Raw genomic sequence first — 15,834 nt, forward strand, 5'->3', positions numbered from 1 at the left:
CAAAACAAGCGCTCAGGAAGGTACTGCCCATGCTTTATGCGATCCTTTGCTATCACGACGAGGACTTCGTCGGCTCCTGGAGCAAGGACCAGGATGAGGCCGTGATGAAGAAGCTCGCGGTGGTGCAGGAGAAGCTCACGAGCCAGGGTCGGCTCGGTCCGGTGGCGCGGCTGCTGCCGACCACCGCGGCGGCGACGCTGCGCAAGGAGGACCCGCCGCTGGTGCTCGACGGCCCCTATGCCGAGACCAAGGAGCAGCTGCTCGGCTTCTACATCGTCGACTGCAAGAACCTCGACGACGCGCTGGACGTCGCGCGCGACCTCGGCGCGGCCAATCCCGGCGGCGCCTATGAGGTGCGTCCCGTCGGCGTGTTCCGGCCCGGAGGAATCTCGGCGTGAGCGAGACCGACACCGCCTGGATCGAGACTGCGCTGACCTCGGCGCGCCCCCAGGCGGTCGGCGCGCTGCTGCGCTATTTCCGCGATCTCGACACCGCCGAGGAAGCCTTCCAGAACGCCTGCCTGCGCGCGTTGAAGAGCTGGCCGCAGAATGGGCCGCCGCGCGATCCCGCCGCCTGGCTGATTATGGTCGGACGCAACGTCGCGATCGACGAGGTTCGCCGCACCCGCAAGCAGCAGCCGCTGCCCGAGGACGACCAGGCGATCTCCGATCTCGACGATGCCGAAGGCGCGCTCGCCGAGCGGCTCGACGGCTCGCACTATCGCGACGATATTTTGCGGCTGATGTTCATCTGCTGCCATCCGGGGCTGCCGGCGACGCAGCAGATCGCGCTGGCGCTGCGCATCGTCTCCGGCCTGACGGTGAAGCAGATCGCGCGTGCCTTCCTGGTCTCGGAGGCGGCGATGGAGCAGCGCATCACGCGCGCCAAGGCCAAGGTCGCGGACGCGGGCGTGCCCTTCGAGGCGCCCGGCGCGATCGAGCGTTCCGAGCGGCTCGCCGGCGTCGCGGCGATGATCTATTTGATCTTCAACGAAGGCTATTCGGCCAGCGGCGACACCGCGGAGTTGCGCAAGCCGCTGTGCGAGGAGGCGATCCGGCTGGCGCGGCTGTTGCTGCGGCTGTTCCAGAGCGAGCCCGAGATCATGGGGCTCACGGCGCTGCTGTTGCTGCAGCATGCGCGCAGCGCCGCGCGCCTTGCTGCGGACGGCTCGCTGATCCTGCTCGACGACCAGGACCGCTCGTTGTGGAATGGCACCATGATCGCGGAAGGCCTCGCCTTGATCGACAAGGCGATGCGCCATCGCCGCAGCGGGCCCTACCAGATCCAGGCCGCGATCGCCGCGCTGCATGCGCGTGCGGCGACGCCGGAGGAAACCGACTGGACCCAGATCGACCTGCTCTATGGCGCGCTCGAAGTGATTCAGCCCTCGCCGGTGGTGACGCTCAACCGTGCGGTCGCGGTCTCGAAGGTGCGCGGGCCGGAGGCCGCGCTCGACCTGATCGAGCCGCTGGCGCCGAAGCTTGCCAACTACTTCCATTTCCACGGCGTGCGGGGCGCCTTCCTGATGCAGCTCGGCCGCAACGACGAAGCCCGCGTCGCCTTCGACCGCGCCATCGCGCTCGCCAACACATCGGCCGAGGCCGCCCACATCCGCATGCATCTCGATCGCCTGATCCGCGACAGCCAACCGAAGGGCGGCAATGGCAGCCTCAGGCAGGGCGCGAAAGTGAAGTGACGGAAAAAATCGTTCCGTCACTTGTCGGCCCCAGTCCGGCTCCTTCGTCTTAACTCCGTATCCACGGAGCCACTCATGCTGAAAGCTGCTGCCATCACCGCCATCGTGCTTGCGGTCGGAATCGCGGGCATCCTCGTCTTCGCCCTGACCAAACCGGACACCTTCCGCGTCGAGCGCTCGCTCGCGGTGAAGGCGCCGGCCGCTGCGATCTATCCGCTGGTTGCCGATTTTCATTTCTGGACCGGCTGGTCGCCTTACGAGAACCGCGATCCCGCCATGAAGCGTACCTATGGTGGAACTGCACAGGGCAAGGGCGCGACCTACGCCTGGGACGGCAACAACAATGTCGGCGCCGGCCATATGGAGATCCTCGAGGCGAACACGCCGTCAAAGCTCCGCATCAAGCTCGATTTCGAGCGCCCGTTCGAAGGTCACAACACCGCCGAGTTCACCTTTGTGCCGCAAGGCGATGCCACACTGGTCACATGGGCGATGTATGGTCCCGCCCCGTTCATGTCGAAGCTCATGCAGGTCTTCATCAACATGGACAACATGATCGGCAAGGACTTCGAGGCTGGGCTTGCCAGCCTGAAGAAGCTCACCGAGAAGTAGCGCCGTCAAGCAAGCGAAGAAGAGGAGAGAAACGATGCTCAATCCCTATCTGTTCTATCAGGACAATTGCGAAGCTGCGTTCAGCTACTATGCCAAGGTTCTCGGCGGCAAGATCGACGCGATGATGCGCGCCTCCGATGCGCCGCCGGACATGCCCGCCGCGCCCGGCCGCGAGAAGACGATCATGCATGCCCGGATGTCGCTGCCCGACGGCAGCGTGTTGATGGCCTCCGACGCCCCGCCCGACCATGCCCAGAAGCCGCAGGGATTCTCGATCTCGCTCACGGTCGCGGATCCCGCGGACGGCGAGCGCAAGTTCAATGCGCTGGCCGACGGCGGCTCGGTCACCATGCCCTTCAGCAAGACGTTCTGGGCCAAGGGTTTTGGCATGTGTGTCGACAAGTTCGGCATTCCCTGGATGGTAAATTGTCCCGCCGAAGGCATGTAAGCGCGCGCGGCCGCTCGATGCGGTGAGCGAAAGCTGGGTCCGCGCGATCACCTCGCGCGGACCGCAGCGCACAACAACTGGCGCAAGATTGAGCTTGTCATCTTCGTGACAAAATCGCTAATCCTGGTTCACAAGAGTCGACAACCGGGATGAACGGACTTGGAAGGGGAGCGACCGATGGCGACGGCGCTGCAGATCAATTTTGCTCTTTGGGGGATGCTCATCTGCGCAAGCTTGAAGCTGGCGCCATTGATCCAGACTCTGTTTTAAAACAGGGGCGATGCGTGCTGCTGCTCTCTGTGCGAGCAGCTGGAACCGGCCGCGAAAGCCTCACCGGCAGCGTGGGTAGATCGCGGCGAGATCGCGTCCTTTCAGCAAGAGCAGCCGCGAGGTGAGGCCGCCGCGCCGGCTGATCCAGTCGCGCACCGGGCCGGGATAAGCTTGGAGCACCACGTCGGACGCTTCCGGCTCGTCATAGAAGCGCCCGAGCCGATCGACCGAGCGTGCCGCATGGAAGCCGAGCACGGCGCGTTTCGTGACACAGATGCGCTCGCGCGGAACGATGCTCAGCACCAGCGTGCAGGCTGACAGGCACGGACCATCGATCACCACGCGCTCGCCGCTCTCGCGCACCTTCTCGAACAGATCGAGGAACGGCCCGACCTGCCCGCCGGGCGACTGGATGATGCGGATCTCGGCTGCGGCCGGCGCCGCGGCGAGCAGCGCAGATGCGAGCATCAGGGCTTTGAGGGCGGCAATGCGTCGCATGAAGCACTCCACGAATCCGGTGCCGTAGGGCTAACCCGCCCTGCAAGCCTCTACCCGTTGCGCCGCTGCCCGCGCAGCGTCGGCAGGCCGATGCCGGCCGCATCGAAGCCGCCATCAACGGCCAAAATTTGGCCGGTGATGTAGCTCGCGCGTTCCGAGCACAGGAAGTAGATCGCCTCCGCAAGTTCCTCTTCCAGGCCGTAGCGGTTGAGCGGGATGGCGTCGTGATAGTCGGCGCGGATCTCCCTGGTGTGCACCTGCTTCGCCATCGCGGTGTCGACCGGTCCCGGCGCCACCGCATTGACGCGGATGTTGAGCGAGGCAAGCTCGACCGCGAGCTGTTTGGTCAGGTGCGCTAGGCCGGCCTTGCTGGTGCCGTAGGCCGAACGCAGCGTCGAGGCGCGCACCGCCGAGATCGAGGTGATGTTGACGATCGCGCCGCCGCCCAGCTCGCGCATCAGCGGCGCGGCCGCCTTGGTGCACAGGAACGGGCCGGTGAGGTTGACCGCCATGATCCTGTTCCAGTCGGCGTCGCTGGTCTCCAGCACCGGCGCGAACACGGCGATGCCGGCATTGTTGACGAGCGCATCGAGCCGGCCAAAACGGCTCATGATTGCCGCCATTGCCGCTCCCACGGCCGCCGCGTCGGACACGTCGCAGGTGATCGCCAGCGTGTCATCGCGATTTTGCAGCGCCGCTGCCGCGCTCGCCTGAAGTTCGCCCTCGATGTCGAGCAGCGCCACGCGCCAGCCCTCGGCCAGGAACTTCCTGGCCGTCGCAAGCCCGATGCCGCGCGCGGCTCCGGTGACGAGGGCGACTTTGGCGGGAGAGGCGGTCATGATGCGGTCCTTGGCTCAGGCCCGCGGCATGACAGTTTAGCTGGTTCCGCGCAAGGGATCAGAGTTTGGGCCGACATAGACACGTCTTGGACATGTCTTGAAGCGGCTGACGTCGGATTGCCGCGCTGACGCCCTCTCGGAAAAGCGACCTCCGAGATAATTTTCGCGCACCTGTCGGTCCTATCGGGCTTCGTTCGTCTTATGGGGGCACTGCCGCCATCCCGGGGGCGCGACGTCGTTGCCCGGAATGACCGAGAGTAACGAGGATACCCCATGCGATTCATGATGTTGATGATCCCGCTCGGCTACGAGACCGCGCCGCCGGACGTGCAACTCGATCCCGAACGCGTCGCCGCGATGATGCGCTACAATGAGGCCTTAAAGGACGCCGGCGTGCTGATCACGCTCGACGGCCTGCACCCGCCGTCAATGGGCGCGCGGGTCTCGTTCGCGACCGGCGAGCCTGTCGTGACCGACGGCCCATTCGCGGAGGCCAAGGAGGTTCTCGGCGGCTATTGGATGATCGAGGTGGCCTCGCGTGCGGAGGCGATCGCCTGGGCCAAGAAGTGCCCGGCCTCCGCCAACGAAATCATCGAGATCCGGCAGGTGCAGGAAATGAGCGACTTTCCGCCCGACGTGCAGGCCGCCGCCGCCGGTTTTGGCGATCTGAAGACGTAGCGAGAGTGGCCGCGATGCAATCGCGGCTGTCGTCAATCGATCAACAAGGGAGAGAACCGATGAGCACCGAACACAAATTCCTCGCCGTCTATCTTGGCAGCATGAGCGGCGAAAAAATGAAGGCTTGGCATGCCATGCCCGAGGCCGAACGCAAGGCCAGGGAGCGTGAGGGCATGGCCGCCTGGCACGGCTGGGTCGAGAAGCACAAGGACGTCATCGTCGAGATGGGTGGCCCGCTCGGCAAGACCCGCAGGATCGACGGAAGCGGCATCGCAGAGGTCAGCAATGCGCTGACCGGCTTCACGGTGGTGCGGGCGGCCTCGCAGGAGGACGCCGCAAAGCTGTTCGAGAACCATCCGCACTTTGCGATCTTTCCGGGCGAGGCGATCGAGGTCATGCCGGTGCTGGCGATTCCGCAGATGTAGCTCCGGCTGGCTCGTTTTCGGCGGTGATGCCGGCGCGCCGGCCGGCATCACCGTGGAAGTACGGGGTTAGTCACGCCCGATTCCCGCTAGTGACCTTCAGGCGCGGCTCATGTAAAGGTCGTTCACATGAGCTGGCGCAAGGAGCAGCGCCGCGCCGAGCGCGGCTATCATCACGGCAATCTGAAGGAAGCCCTATTGCAGGCCGCCCTCGGGCTGATCGCCGAGAAGGGCGCGGCCGGCTTCACCTTCGCCGATGCCGCGCGCATGGCGGGCGTCAGTGCGGCCGCGCCCTACCGGCATTTCCGCGACCGCGACGAACTGCTGTCCTCGATCGCCCAGCGCGGTTTCGAGCAGTTCGAGCAGCGTCTCACTGCGGCCTGGGACGACGGCCGGCCCGATACTGTCACGGCGTTCGAGCGCGTCGGCAGGGCCTATCTCGCCTTCGCCCGCGAGGAGCCCGCCTTCTACAACGCGATGTTCGAATCCGGCGTGCCGGTCGATGCCAATCCGGCGCTTCAGGCTGCGAGTGAGCGCGCTTTCAACATCATTCGGGCCGCAGCCGAGCGACTTGCGGCGCTGGCCCCGCCCGGTGCGCCGCGGCCGCCGGCGATGATGATGGCGCTGCACATCTGGTCGATGGCGCACGGCGTCGCCTCGCTGTTCTCGCGCGGCGATGCCGCGCGGCGCAAGCTGCCGATGTCGCCGGATGAGCTGCTGGAAGCCGAAGTGCTGATCTATCTGCGCGGCCTCGGCTTCCCGACCGACCGCCGTCCGCCTGCGAAGGGCGCCGAGCCGCCCCCCATACCTCCGGAGGCATCCTCCGGTTCTGGCCCGCCGCCCGGCAGCGCTCCAGGCGGTCCTTGGGGCAAGCCGAAATAAAATTGCGCAAATAATTCCGCGGGCGTGCCGGGCGGCCAGCTTGACAAAATCGCGGGATGGTCTAGCTATGTAAATGTTATTTACATTCACAACGGCGCTGATGCCGTGATGGAGAAGGGAAATGGCCTACACCGCTGATGTCAATCGATGGCGCGGCCCGTCGGACCAAAACTACGAGCGCCCCCACATGCTCGATACGCCCTGGCACCCCGGCTGGATCGCCGTGACCATCCTCGGCTTCATCATCTGGTGGCCGATCGGACTTGCCCTTCTCTTTTTCACACTCGGGAGCAGAAGAATGTCGTGCTGGAGCCACCAGGATCGCTGGCAGAACAAGATGGAGCGGATGCAGTACAAGATGGATCGCATGCGTGACCGCATGGAGCGCCGCGGCTTCGGGTTTGGCTTCGGCCCGCCGTCCTCCGGCAACCGCGCCTTCGACGAATACCGCGCCGAGACGATCCAGCGGCTCGAGGAAGAGCAGCGCGAGTTCAAGGATTTCCTGACCCGTCTGCGTCACGCCAAGGACAAGGAAGAGTTCGACCAGTTCATGGCGCAGCACAAGACGCGCCCGACCCCGCCGCCGACCGACCAGCATCAGGGCTGATCTGAGCTCTCAATCTCTCAAGGCCTTCAGGCGCATGCCCCCAAAGTCCTGATGGCCCCGAGCCGCCCGTCTGCGCAACCCGCAGGCGGGCGGTTTGGCTTTTGGCCACAGCATCGGCGGGCTCGTCGCCATGGCGCAGAGGGGACAGGCCGGCTGAAACGTCCGGCTGCGATTTGCGTTCAATACGGTGGTGTGGGCCCGTCCTGCTGTCGCGCCGCGCATGCCGGGTGCGCCTCCGCGCCATACAGTCCCCTTGCACTCCTGCGAACCGAGGCCAATGATGACCAAAGCCCGCCTGCTGATCGCGTCCTCGCTCTGCGCCTGCCTTGTTGCCGTTCCCCTCGTCACTGCCATTGCCATGCAGCGCGATGAGCCCGACGCCGCCGAGCTCGGCCTGATCGCGAGCGTCGTCCAGCTTGTGCATCGCGCTTACGTCCACCCGATCGGCTCTGACGAGCTGACCAATGACGTGCTCAAGGGCATGCTCAACCGCCTCGACCCACACTCTGACTACATGGACGAAGGGGAATTCAAGCAATCCCAAGCCGATATGGCCGGCCGGTTCGGCGGGCTGGGCATTCAGATCAGCGAACAGGACGGTTTGCCGAAGGTGATTTCGCCGATCGACGGCACGCCTGCGGCGCGGGCCGGAATCGAGCCGGGCGACCAGATTCTCCTGATCAACCACGCCAGCGCACGGGGCATGCCTCTGAGCAAAGTGGTCGCGGTGCTGCGTGGCGATCCCGGTTCGAGCGTGACGCTGACGCTGCTCCGCGGCAAGCAGGAGCCGCTGGACGTCACGTTGACGCGGGAAATCATCCAGGTGGAATCGGTCAAGTCGAACCTGGAGCCGGATGGCGTCGGCTATATTCGCATCAGCCAGTTCGGCGAAGACACTTCCGCCGGATTCAAAAGCGCCATACAGAATCTCCAGCGCCAGTCCAATGGCAAGCTGAAGGGGCTTGTGCTCGATCTGCGCAACGATCCGGGCGGACTTTTGAAGGCCGCAATCGATGTCGCAGGCGACCTGCTCGACGGCGGCACGGTCGTGAGCATCCGCGGGCGGGATGCCAGCGAGAACCGGAGCTTTAGCGCACCCGCCCACGGTGACATGCTAGCCGGCGTTCCGGTTGTGGTGCTCGTCAACGGCGCTTCCGCCTCGGCCTCGGAAATCGTCGCCGGCGCTTTGCAGGATCATCATCGCGCCAAGGTGATGGGCACGCAGAGCTTTGGCAAAGGATCGGTGCAAACATTGATCCCGCTCAAGGGACATGGTGCGGTCAAGTTGACGACCGCGCTCTATTACACGCCGTCTGGACGCTCCATTCAAGATGAAGGCATTGCGCCCGATGTCGTTGCCGAGGCGCCCAAGGAGCAGCAGATCGCGGGTGGCGTCGTGCTTCGGGAGAGTTCGCTGACCGGGGCGCTTGCCAATCCTGGGTCTCTCAACGGCAACCCGGCGCAGCCGCGGGCGCAAGCTGCGCCGGCCAAGCCGATCTCTTCGCCGCCGATCAAGGCGGAGCTGATCGGTAAACCCGATGACGCCCAGCTCAAGCAGGCGCTGGCCTATCTCGATCACAGCGATCAAACGAAGGGGCAGGCGCAGTGAGGGCGGCGCGCCTTGCGAGACCCGCGGGCGCGCGCCTCGGACAGGGGCTGCTGACCCCCGCCGTGGTCAGATCACTGCGGCGACCCGCGCGCGAACCGACGCCAGGAAGTGCTCATAGGCGTGATCCACGATCTCATTGAGCGATCGCGTTCGCGCGAAGATCGCCTTGGCCTCGGCCAGAAACTCGTCCCGAGTCGGGATCGTCGGCAGATGCAGATGCGTCAGCGCGTCGACGCCTTCATGGGCCCGATCGAGGATCTCGTGCAGCGTCGGGAGTTGCAGCTGGGCCAGATCGGCGCGGCGACGCGCCGACGAGATCGCGTCCGCCAGCGTCTGTGCATCGAACCGTCCGGCCAGCTCGCGTGCCGCCCGATTGATGACCCGCGCGCCGAGCGGCTGCTCGTTGCGCAACACCTGATCGGGCGGCGATTTCATATTCCAGATCACGCCCGCCGAGCACAAGGCCTTCAGGACGTAATAGGTCGGGTCGACCTCCCACCAGTAGAAGCCTTGCCGCGCGCTGCTCTGGTAGGCGTGGTGATTGTTGTGCCAGCCCTCACCCAGGGTGAACAACGCCAGCAGCCAGTTGTTGCGCGAGTCGTCGCCGGTCACGTAGCGCTTGCGGCCGTGCACGTGGGCGAGCGAGTTGATGCAGAACGTCGCGTGATAGAGCAACACGGTGCTCCACAGGAAGCCGACGACGAGACCGGACCATCCCGCAATCAGAAAGCAGAGCACCGCAAGTGCGACGGCCGGCAGCAGCTCCAGCCGGTGCAGCCAGACCAGCTCGGGATAGGCCGCGAAATCGCCGACTTTCACGAGGTCGGTCGTGTCGTGCTGACGGTAGAAGATCCAGCCGAGATGGCTGTACAGGAAGCCTCGTTGACGCGGCGAGTGCACGTCGTTTTCGGTATCGGAATGCAGATGATGGTGTCGGTGCTTGGCCGCCCACCACAACACGCTCTTCTGGGCGGTGCTCTGCGCCAGCCAAGCCAGAATGAACTGAAACGCCCGGCTGGTCGCAAACGCCCGATGCGAGAAATAGCGGTGATAGCCCGCCCCGATCGCAAACATCCGCACGACATACAGTGAGATGCAGATCGCGACGGCCTGCCACGTGATGCCCGACCAGATCGCCGCAAAGCAGCCGAGATGGACCAGCACGAACGGCACGGCGGAGGGGTACATGATGTCGTCGTGTTCGTCGACGGCGGGCGCATTAGGCGTCATATTTCAGCGTAAACCTCGGGTGAGGGGGATCAGGGATTCGCGCCGGCAGCGCCAAAGGCGGCCGGGTACGAAAAACCCGCGGATGGCGGACCACCGCGGGAACTGGAACGAGATGCCTTGCCTGTGCATCTGCCGGCCGAAGCAGTGTCGGGCCGGAAATTTGACGGAATATATGGTCGCGGATGCCTGGCATGCAAGCACGTAACCTCACGGGGATCTGCGGCATCTTGCTCGGGTCGTCACCGATGCGGCGTGGCGCGTGGGTGACCCCGCGCCCTATATTCGACGCCTGAGACGGAACGCGCCAAAACACCGGAGAGAACGATGGCGGAAGCTGCGATCATGGCCAGCGATAGCCTCTGGCAGGCGATCCGCGCTGAGGCGCAATGTGCCGCCGCATCCGATCCCGTCTTCGCCAGGTCGCTCGCCACCGCCATTCTCGACCACGACGATTTTTCTGCCGCTCTCGCCGATCTGATCGGGCGCAGGCTTGGCAACAGTGCGACGGAGCAAACGCGTTTCACGGGCTTTTCCCGCGACGCCTTTCGCGGCTCTCCGGAGTTGATCGAAGTCGCCAGCCGCGATTTGCGGGCGATCGTGCGCAGCGATCCCGCGATCACCAACCTGCTGCCGCCGCTGCTGAATTACAAGGGTTACGTCGCGCTGCAAGCCTGGCGCGTCTCGAGCTGGCTCTGGCGTCATGACCATCGCGACGCCGCGCTGCTGTTTCAGAACGCGGCGTCGAACCTCCTGCAGGTCAGCATTCATCCGGCCGCGAGCATCGGATCGTCCGTGTATCTCGACCACGCCACCGGCATCGTGATCGGTGCCAATGTGGTGATCGGCGACGAGACCATCATCCTTCAGAACGTCAGCATCGGCCGCCGTGGCGAATTGCCGGCACGCTCGCCGCGCATCGGCCGCGGCGTCTATATCGGGGCCGGCGCGACCATCCTCGGGGACATTAGTATCGGCGATTTCGCGAAGATCGGCGCCGGCACGGTCGTGACCGAGGATGTGCCTGCCGGCTGCACGGCCGTTGGCAATCCCGCGCGGTTGACCAACTGCCCCGAGGCTGCGTTGCCCTGATGCGCCGCGCCGGCGGGGAAGAGCCGGCGGCGCCTCCCTCGTTCTCAGGCGGCGCGGCGGTGGCTCTCGCCGCCATGGTGCGGCGTGACTGGCTCGGAGCTCGTCTGGCCCGGAGCGTCCACCACCGCGACGTGATGGCGATAGACCATCTCCCAACCCTTCCATCCCGTGAACAGCAGGATGCCGACCACGATCAGGGACAGCACCACGCCCCACGGCTTGACCGCAGCCTCTGCACCTTGCGCGTAGCGGAGGTAGAAATTGATCAGAGCCAGCACGACCGCCGCAAGATTGCCGACCATGTGGTACCAGGCATCGTTCAGACGGCGGATGCGCGGCTCGCTGAAAAAGTCCGTGAAGCCGGCTATGGCGGCAAGCAGCGCCATCACGATGCCAGCGCCGATCAGCCACATGGCCGCCCTGGCCCAGAAATTGTCGCCGGTGCCGATGAACGCCAGGTCGGCGATGGGCGCGCCGACCAGGAATGCGACGGGGAACGGGATGATCATGGGGTGGAGCGGGTGATCGCCGATCGCGGCGGTCGTCTTGGGGTTGATGCTCATGGCAATGCCTCACCGAAAGTGGTTTTCGGGATAATTTTTCGGAGCGAGGGATGGTTCCTCATCGAGCTCTCGTGCCCCGACGCAGCGCAACCTCCCTTTGACGACGCGCTGCTGAGCTGGGGCCAGCTCCCCGCAGGGCCCACACGCCGCATGTTGGGTCCCGGCTCAGGGCCGCCACGCCGGAAGTTGCGGTGCGTCCGGGGCGTCAAACCTTGCCTGCCCGCAGGCCATCCCCCTGCGCTGCCTGCCTTTCCCGCGGCCAAATCCGGCCTTGGTAACCGCACGTTAACCATCGCCGGGCTCTGGTAATTGCGGACAATCACGCCCAAAGCCCGAAGTCGAGGCCTTGGGTTGAGGCCTTGGGTCGAGGCCTTGGGTCAGGGCCTTTGGGTCGAGGCCCATAGTTTTGACATCTTGGCAGGGAATGCAGGCGACCGGCTTTGGACGAGCCCCCTGCACCCAGAAAGATGAGGCTTTGAGCGGGCTTGCCGGCTGCGCCGGTTCCGGCGCGGCTATTGGGGAACCGGCAGCGATTTGCTGTCACGGACATCAGGTAACGATCGCCTTGAGAGGATACTGCTTATGAATCCGGCCGACGTGGCTCAGTCAGCCCTTCCGGTTGCCGCTTCCGCGGACGTGTCGCTGATTGCGTTGTTCTGGCAGGCTCACTGGATCGTGAAAGGGGTGATGCTGGGACTTCTGTCCTGCTCAGTCTGGGTCTGGGCGATCGCTATCGACAAGATCTTCCTGTTTTCCCGCACCCGCCGCTCGATGGACCGTTTCGAGCAGGCGTTCTGGTCCGGCGAGTCGATCGAGGAGCTCTATCGCACCCTCTCGGCCAAGCCGACCCATTCCATGGCCGCCTGCTTCGTCGCGGCCATGCGCGAGTGGAAGCGTTCCTTCGAGAGCCACGCCCGCTCGGTCGCGGGCCTTCAGATGCGCATCGACAAGGTCATGAACGTCTCGATCGCGCGGGAGGTCGAGCGGCTGGAACGCCGCCTCCTGGTGCTCGCCACCGTCGGCTCCGCCGGCCCCTTCGTCGGCCTGTTCGGCACGGTCTGGGGCATCATGTCGAGCTTCCAGTCGATCGCGGCGTCGAAAAATACCTCTCTGGCGGTGGTCGCCCCCGGTATCGCGGAAGCGCTGTTTGCGACCGCCGTCGGCCTTATCGCCGCCATTCCTGCCACTATTTTCTACAATAAGTTCACTTCCGAGGTGAACCGGCAGGCCCAGCGGCTTGAGGGCTTCGCCGATGAATTTTCAGCCATCCTGTCGCGTCAGATCGACGAGCGGGGCTGACGGACGGCATGTATACAGACGGCATGTATAGTGTGAAGGATCATTTGGGCACCAGACCATGGGCATGAACGTCGCGAGTTCGTCCGGAGGCGGCGGGCGCCGCAGCCGGCGCAAGCCGGTCATGGCCGAGATCAATGTCACCCCGATGGTCGACGTGATGCTGGTGCTGCTCATCATCTTCATGGTGTCGGCGCCGCTGCTCACGGTCGGCGTGCCGCTCGATTTGCCGCAGACTCAGGCCAAGAGCCTCGAGCAGAACGACCAGAAGCCGATCCAGATGTCGGTCGACATCAAGGGCAAGGTGTTCATCAACGACGCCGAGATCGCGCTCAACGAGCTGGTGCCGAAGCTGAAGGCGATCACGGACGCGCGCGGCGGCCTCGAGGAACGCATCTATCTGCGCGCCGACAAGAAGGCGGATTACGGCACGGTGGCCAAGGTGATGGGCCTGCTGTCGGGCGCGGGCTTCAAGAAGCTGGCGCTCGTCACGGAAGCGGATCAGGGGTCCTAGGCCGGTGAAGGTGAAGGTCGACAAGACACTCGTTGCGTCGATTGCCCTCCACGTCCTCGTGCTGGGATGGGGGCTCGTCACCTTCAGCAGCAAGGCTTTTGTCGCGCCGGAAGAGTCCCTCCCGATCGACATCATCTCCTCGGATCAGCTTGCAAAGATGATGTCGGGGCAGAAGACCGGCAAGAAGGAAGAGCCGAAGCCCAAGGTCGAGAAGATCGCGGAGGCCAAGCCTGAAGAGGACGCCGTCGGCAAGGTCACCGAGAAGAAAGAGCTGATCAAGACCAACTCGCAGCCCGAGCCGCCGCCCAAACCCGTCGAGAAGCCGGTCGAGAAGAAGCCCGAGCCGCCCAAGCCGGTCGCCGAGGCCAAGCCCAAAGAAGAGCCGAAGCCGCAGGAAAAGAAGCCAGATCCGGCCAAGGAAGATCCGATCGCCGAGCTCCAGAAGAAGCTGGAAACCAAGAAGCCGCCGCCCAAGCCGGTGGAGCAGAAGGTCGCCGCGGTGCAGCCGCAGCAGCAGCCGAAGCCCAAGGAGCGCACCTTCGACCCCGCGCAGATTGCCCGGGACCTCGACAAGCGGGCTGCGACCCGGCACGAGCTCGCGGGATCGACGCTGAATGCGTCGGCGTCATTGGGCTCAACGAGCGGAACAGCCGCAAACAACGTCGCGACCTGGCAAGGTGCATTCCAGGGCGCGGTCAAGCGCTGCTTCACGCCCACTTATAACGGGCAGGACGCCAACCAATACGAAGCCGACATCGACATTCCCATGAGGATCGACGGATCGCTCGCCGCAGAGCCCGTCATCGTCGCGGTGCGCGGACCATCGCGGTCGATCGCCCAGGCCGTCGCGGAGAGCGCCAAGCGCGCCATCGTACAGTGCCAGGTCTATTCGTTCCTGCCGAAGCAGCAATACGATAGCTGGAAGCTCATTCCGATGACTTTCGGCCTGAAAGACATGTTGTGACATCCGAACAAAAGAATTTCCGATGAATGACGTCCGATCGATGAACCGCCGCCGCTTCATGACGCTGACCGGGTCAACGCTTGCGTTGCTCGGAGGCGGACAAGCCTTCGCCCAGCAGCCGCAGCAAGGCCGTCTCCGCATCGATCCCACTGAGTTTCGTCCCATCCCGATCGCGATCACCAATTTCGTGCCGGGCTCGCCCGCCGACGGCGATGTCAGCAACGGCGTGACCCAGGTCATCACCAACAATCTGAAGCGCTCGGGCCTGTTTGCCCCGATCGACCAGGCCGCCTTCATCGAGCGCATCAGCAATATCGACGTCGCGCCGCAATTCGAGAACTGGAAGACGCTCAACGCGCAGGCCCTCGTCACCGGCCGCATGACGCGGCAGCAGGACGGCCGACTCAAGGCCGAATTCCGCCTGTGGGACGTGGTCACCGGACAGCAGCTCGCGGGACAGCAATATTTCACCTCGCCGGAATATTGGCGCCGGATCGCCCACATCATCTCGGACCAGATCTATGAAAAGATGACGGGCGAGAAGGGTTATTTCGACAGCCGCGTCGTGTTCGTGGACGAGAGCGGGCCGAAGGAGCGCCGCGTCAAGCGGCTCGCCATGATGGACCAGGACGGCGCCAATGTCCGCTACCTCACCCGCGGCTCCGATCTCGTGCTGACGCCGCGCTTCTCGCCGAACTCGCAAGAGATCACCTACATGGAGTTCGGCCAGGGCGATCCGAAGGTCTATCTCTTCAACATCGAGACCGGGCAGCGCGAGATCGTCGGCAACTTCCCCGGCATGACCTTTGCGCCGCGCTTCTCGCCGGACGGCCAACGCGTCATCATGAGCTTGCAGCAGGGCGGCAATTCCAACCTGTTCGTGATGGATCTGCGCTCGCGCTCGACCACCCGCCTCACCGACACGCCGGCGATCGACACGTCTCCCTCTTACTCGCCGGATGGCACCCGCATCTGCTTCGAATCCGATCGCGGCGGCAGGTCGCAGATCTACGTGATGGCCGCCGGCGGCGGGCCAGCGCAGCGCATCTCCTTCTCCAAGGACGATACCAACGCAACCTATTCGACGCCGGTGTGGTCGCCGCGCGGCGACTACATCGCCTTCACCAGACAGGGCGGTGGGCAGTTCTCGATCGGCGTCATGAAGCCGGACGGCTCCGGCGAGCGGTTGCTGACGTCCGGCTTCCATAATGAAGGCCCGACCTTCTCGCCGAACGGCCGCGTGCTGATGTTCTTCCGCGATCCCGGCGGCAACAGCGGACCGTCGCTCTACAGCGTCGACATCTCGGGCCGCAACGAGCTGAAGGTGCCGACGCCGGGCTTCGCCTCCGACCCGGCGTGGTCGCCGCTGCTGTCCTCGAGCGCAGGCCAGTAACGCCTGTGCGGCTAAAACATCGCGCGTTCAGACGCGCGATGTTTTCGAAAAACCGCGCCGTTTTTTTCGGGGTTCGCTGCTCAGCGCAAGCTTTGCTTTACCTTGCGCTCGGCAAGGCTTGCCTAGTTGATTGATATATCAGCAGAAATCGGCTCGCCGTTGTCGAAAAACAACTCGACTTTAACGATGTTCCCTCAGAAAGACTTCACCTGGTCTGGGTAAAA

At 64.6% G+C, this 15,834-nt stretch carries 18 protein-coding genes; 14 read left to right on the top strand and 4 right to left on the bottom strand.

The genetic code is table 11. The annotated features are described in order from the left end of the window. Positions 1-29: 29 nt before the first annotated feature. From JJB99_RS08235 to JJB99_RS08250, 4 genes are all read left to right on the top strand, one after another. Entirely contained in the window at positions 30-398 is a 369-nt protein-coding gene (locus JJB99_RS08235; protein ID WP_194466203.1) for a YciI family protein, read from the top strand. Further along, positions 395-1,696, top strand: a complete 1,302-nt coding sequence (locus tag JJB99_RS08240) for an RNA polymerase sigma factor (RefSeq protein ID WP_200498296.1) — start codon at positions 395-397, stop codon at positions 1,694-1,696. The genes JJB99_RS08235 and JJB99_RS08240 overlap by 4 nt, the downstream gene beginning before the upstream one ends. A gap of 75 nt (positions 1,697-1,771) precedes the next feature. Next, positions 1,772-2,308 carry an SRPBCC family protein gene (locus JJB99_RS08245; protein WP_200498297.1) on the top strand — a complete coding sequence of 179 codons (537 nt, stop codon included), beginning with the start codon at positions 1,772-1,774 and terminating at the stop codon, positions 2,306-2,308. 34 nt (positions 2,309-2,342) lie between these two features. Beyond that, positions 2,343-2,756, top strand: a complete 414-nt coding sequence (locus JJB99_RS08250; RefSeq protein ID WP_200498298.1) for a VOC family protein — start codon at positions 2,343-2,345, stop codon at positions 2,754-2,756. Between the two features lie 330 nt (positions 2,757-3,086). On the opposite strand, the gene JJB99_RS08255 is transcribed toward JJB99_RS08250, so the two are convergent. Continuing rightward, complete coding sequence (locus JJB99_RS08255) at positions 3,087-3,524, bottom strand: hypothetical protein (protein ID WP_200498299.1); 438 nt, start codon at positions 3,522-3,524, stop codon at positions 3,087-3,089. Between the two features lie 50 nt (positions 3,525-3,574). Further along, positions 3,575-4,363, bottom strand: coding sequence for an SDR family NAD(P)-dependent oxidoreductase (locus JJB99_RS08260; protein ID WP_200498300.1), 789 nt, complete (start codon positions 4,361-4,363; stop codon positions 3,575-3,577). A gap of 273 nt (positions 4,364-4,636) precedes the next feature. Here JJB99_RS08260 and JJB99_RS08265 point away from each other — a divergent pair, with 273 nt between their 5' ends. The 5 genes from JJB99_RS08265 (at position 4,637) to JJB99_RS08285 (ending at position 8,561) form a co-directional block, all read left to right on the top strand. Beyond that, entirely contained in the window at positions 4,637-5,041 is a 405-nt protein-coding gene (locus JJB99_RS08265; RefSeq protein WP_200498301.1) for a YciI family protein, read from the top strand. A 59-nt stretch (positions 5,042-5,100) separates the two neighbouring features. Further along, positions 5,101-5,466 (top strand): YciI family protein, encoded by a 366-nt coding sequence (locus JJB99_RS08270; protein WP_200498302.1) that lies wholly within the window; start codon positions 5,101-5,103, stop codon positions 5,464-5,466. A 126-nt stretch (positions 5,467-5,592) separates the two neighbouring features. Next, complete coding sequence (locus tag JJB99_RS08275; RefSeq protein ID WP_200498303.1) at positions 5,593-6,345, top strand: TetR/AcrR family transcriptional regulator; 753 nt, start codon at positions 5,593-5,595, stop codon at positions 6,343-6,345. Between the two features lie 121 nt (positions 6,346-6,466). Continuing rightward, on the top strand, positions 6,467-6,952 hold the full coding sequence (locus tag JJB99_RS08280; RefSeq protein ID WP_200498304.1) for a DUF2852 domain-containing protein: 486 nt from the start codon (positions 6,467-6,469) through the stop codon (positions 6,950-6,952). 481 nt (positions 6,953-7,433) lie between these two features. Then, positions 7,434-8,561: a S41 family peptidase gene (locus tag JJB99_RS08285; protein ID WP_246775171.1), complete on the top strand. Its 1,128-nt coding sequence runs from the start codon at positions 7,434-7,436 to the stop codon at positions 8,559-8,561. Between the two features lie 66 nt (positions 8,562-8,627). Here the strand turns inward: JJB99_RS08285 and JJB99_RS08290 are convergent, their stop codons facing one another. Then, positions 8,628-9,791 (bottom strand): acyl-CoA desaturase, encoded by a 1,164-nt coding sequence (locus tag JJB99_RS08290; RefSeq protein ID WP_200498305.1) that lies wholly within the window; start codon positions 9,789-9,791, stop codon positions 8,628-8,630. Positions 9,792-10,115: 324 nt separating this feature from the next. Between JJB99_RS08290 and JJB99_RS08295 the strand changes: the two genes are divergently transcribed. Beyond that, positions 10,116-10,880, top strand: coding sequence for a serine O-acetyltransferase (locus tag JJB99_RS08295; protein ID WP_200498306.1), 765 nt, complete (start codon positions 10,116-10,118; stop codon positions 10,878-10,880). Between the two features lie 44 nt (positions 10,881-10,924). Here the strand turns inward: JJB99_RS08295 and JJB99_RS08300 are convergent, their stop codons facing one another. After that, positions 10,925-11,443, bottom strand: a complete 519-nt coding sequence (locus JJB99_RS08300) for a DUF2231 domain-containing protein (protein ID WP_200498307.1) — start codon at positions 11,441-11,443, stop codon at positions 10,925-10,927. A gap of 582 nt (positions 11,444-12,025) precedes the next feature. Here JJB99_RS08300 and tolQ point away from each other — a divergent pair. The 4 genes from tolQ to tolB are packed head-to-tail and all read left to right on the top strand — an operon-like array spanning position 12,026 to position 15,610. Next, positions 12,026-12,742 carry a protein TolQ gene (gene tolQ / locus JJB99_RS08305; RefSeq protein ID WP_027561063.1) on the top strand — a complete coding sequence of 239 codons (717 nt, stop codon included), beginning with the start codon at positions 12,026-12,028 and terminating at the stop codon, positions 12,740-12,742. 58 nt (positions 12,743-12,800) lie between these two features. Then, positions 12,801-13,253 (top strand): protein TolR, encoded by a 453-nt coding sequence (gene tolR / locus JJB99_RS08310; RefSeq protein WP_200498308.1) that lies wholly within the window; start codon positions 12,801-12,803, stop codon positions 13,251-13,253. A 4-nt stretch (positions 13,254-13,257) separates the two neighbouring features. After that, positions 13,258-14,217, top strand: a complete 960-nt coding sequence (locus tag JJB99_RS08315; RefSeq protein ID WP_200498309.1) for a protein TolA — start codon at positions 13,258-13,260, stop codon at positions 14,215-14,217. Positions 14,218-14,257: 40 nt separating this feature from the next. Then, positions 14,258-15,610, top strand: coding sequence for a Tol-Pal system beta propeller repeat protein TolB (gene tolB / locus JJB99_RS08320; RefSeq protein ID WP_200500079.1), 1,353 nt, complete (start codon positions 14,258-14,260; stop codon positions 15,608-15,610). The last annotated feature ends 224 nt before the right edge of the window (positions 15,611-15,834 follow it).

This window comes from Bradyrhizobium diazoefficiens (assembly GCF_016616235.1).
GTDB classification, from domain to species: domain Bacteria; phylum Pseudomonadota; class Alphaproteobacteria; order Rhizobiales; family Xanthobacteraceae; genus Bradyrhizobium; species Bradyrhizobium diazoefficiens_H.

What these genes read in the sequence shown, in the direction of transcription:
- tolR (WP_200498308.1), top strand. Translation starts at nt 12,801, where the DNA reads ATGGGCATGAACGTCGCGAGTTCGTCCGGAGGCGGCGGGCGCCGCAGC.
- JJB99_RS08270 (WP_200498302.1), top strand. Translation starts at nt 5,101, where the DNA reads ATGAGCACCGAACACAAATTCCTCGCCGTCTATCTTGGCAGCATGAGC.
- JJB99_RS08255 (WP_200498299.1), bottom strand. Translation starts at nt 3,524, where the DNA reads ATGCGACGCATTGCCGCCCTCAAAGCCCTGATGCTCGCATCTGCGCTG.
- JJB99_RS08280 (WP_200498304.1), top strand. Translation starts at nt 6,467, where the DNA reads ATGGCCTACACCGCTGATGTCAATCGATGGCGCGGCCCGTCGGACCAA.
- JJB99_RS08245 (WP_200498297.1), top strand. Translation starts at nt 1,772, where the DNA reads ATGCTGAAAGCTGCTGCCATCACCGCCATCGTGCTTGCGGTCGGAATC.
- JJB99_RS08265 (WP_200498301.1), top strand. Translation starts at nt 4,637, where the DNA reads ATGCGATTCATGATGTTGATGATCCCGCTCGGCTACGAGACCGCGCCG.
- JJB99_RS08300 (WP_200498307.1), bottom strand. Translation starts at nt 11,443, where the DNA reads ATGAGCATCAACCCCAAGACGACCGCCGCGATCGGCGATCACCCGCTC.
- JJB99_RS08275 (WP_200498303.1), top strand. Translation starts at nt 5,593, where the DNA reads ATGAGCTGGCGCAAGGAGCAGCGCCGCGCCGAGCGCGGCTATCATCAC.
- JJB99_RS08260 (WP_200498300.1), bottom strand. Translation starts at nt 4,363, where the DNA reads ATGACCGCCTCTCCCGCCAAAGTCGCCCTCGTCACCGGAGCCGCGCGC.
- tolB (WP_200500079.1), top strand. Translation starts at nt 14,258, where the DNA reads ATGAACCGCCGCCGCTTCATGACGCTGACCGGGTCAACGCTTGCGTTG.
- tolQ (WP_027561063.1), top strand. Translation starts at nt 12,026, where the DNA reads ATGAATCCGGCCGACGTGGCTCAGTCAGCCCTTCCGGTTGCCGCTTCC.
- JJB99_RS08295 (WP_200498306.1), top strand. Translation starts at nt 10,116, where the DNA reads ATGGCGGAAGCTGCGATCATGGCCAGCGATAGCCTCTGGCAGGCGATC.
- JJB99_RS08285 (WP_246775171.1), top strand. Translation starts at nt 7,434, where the DNA reads ATGCTCAACCGCCTCGACCCACACTCTGACTACATGGACGAAGGGGAA.
- JJB99_RS08235 (WP_194466203.1), top strand. Translation starts at nt 30, where the DNA reads ATGCTTTATGCGATCCTTTGCTATCACGACGAGGACTTCGTCGGCTCC.
- JJB99_RS08250 (WP_200498298.1), top strand. Translation starts at nt 2,343, where the DNA reads ATGCTCAATCCCTATCTGTTCTATCAGGACAATTGCGAAGCTGCGTTC.
- JJB99_RS08290 (WP_200498305.1), bottom strand. Translation starts at nt 9,791, where the DNA reads ATGACGCCTAATGCGCCCGCCGTCGACGAACACGACGACATCATGTAC.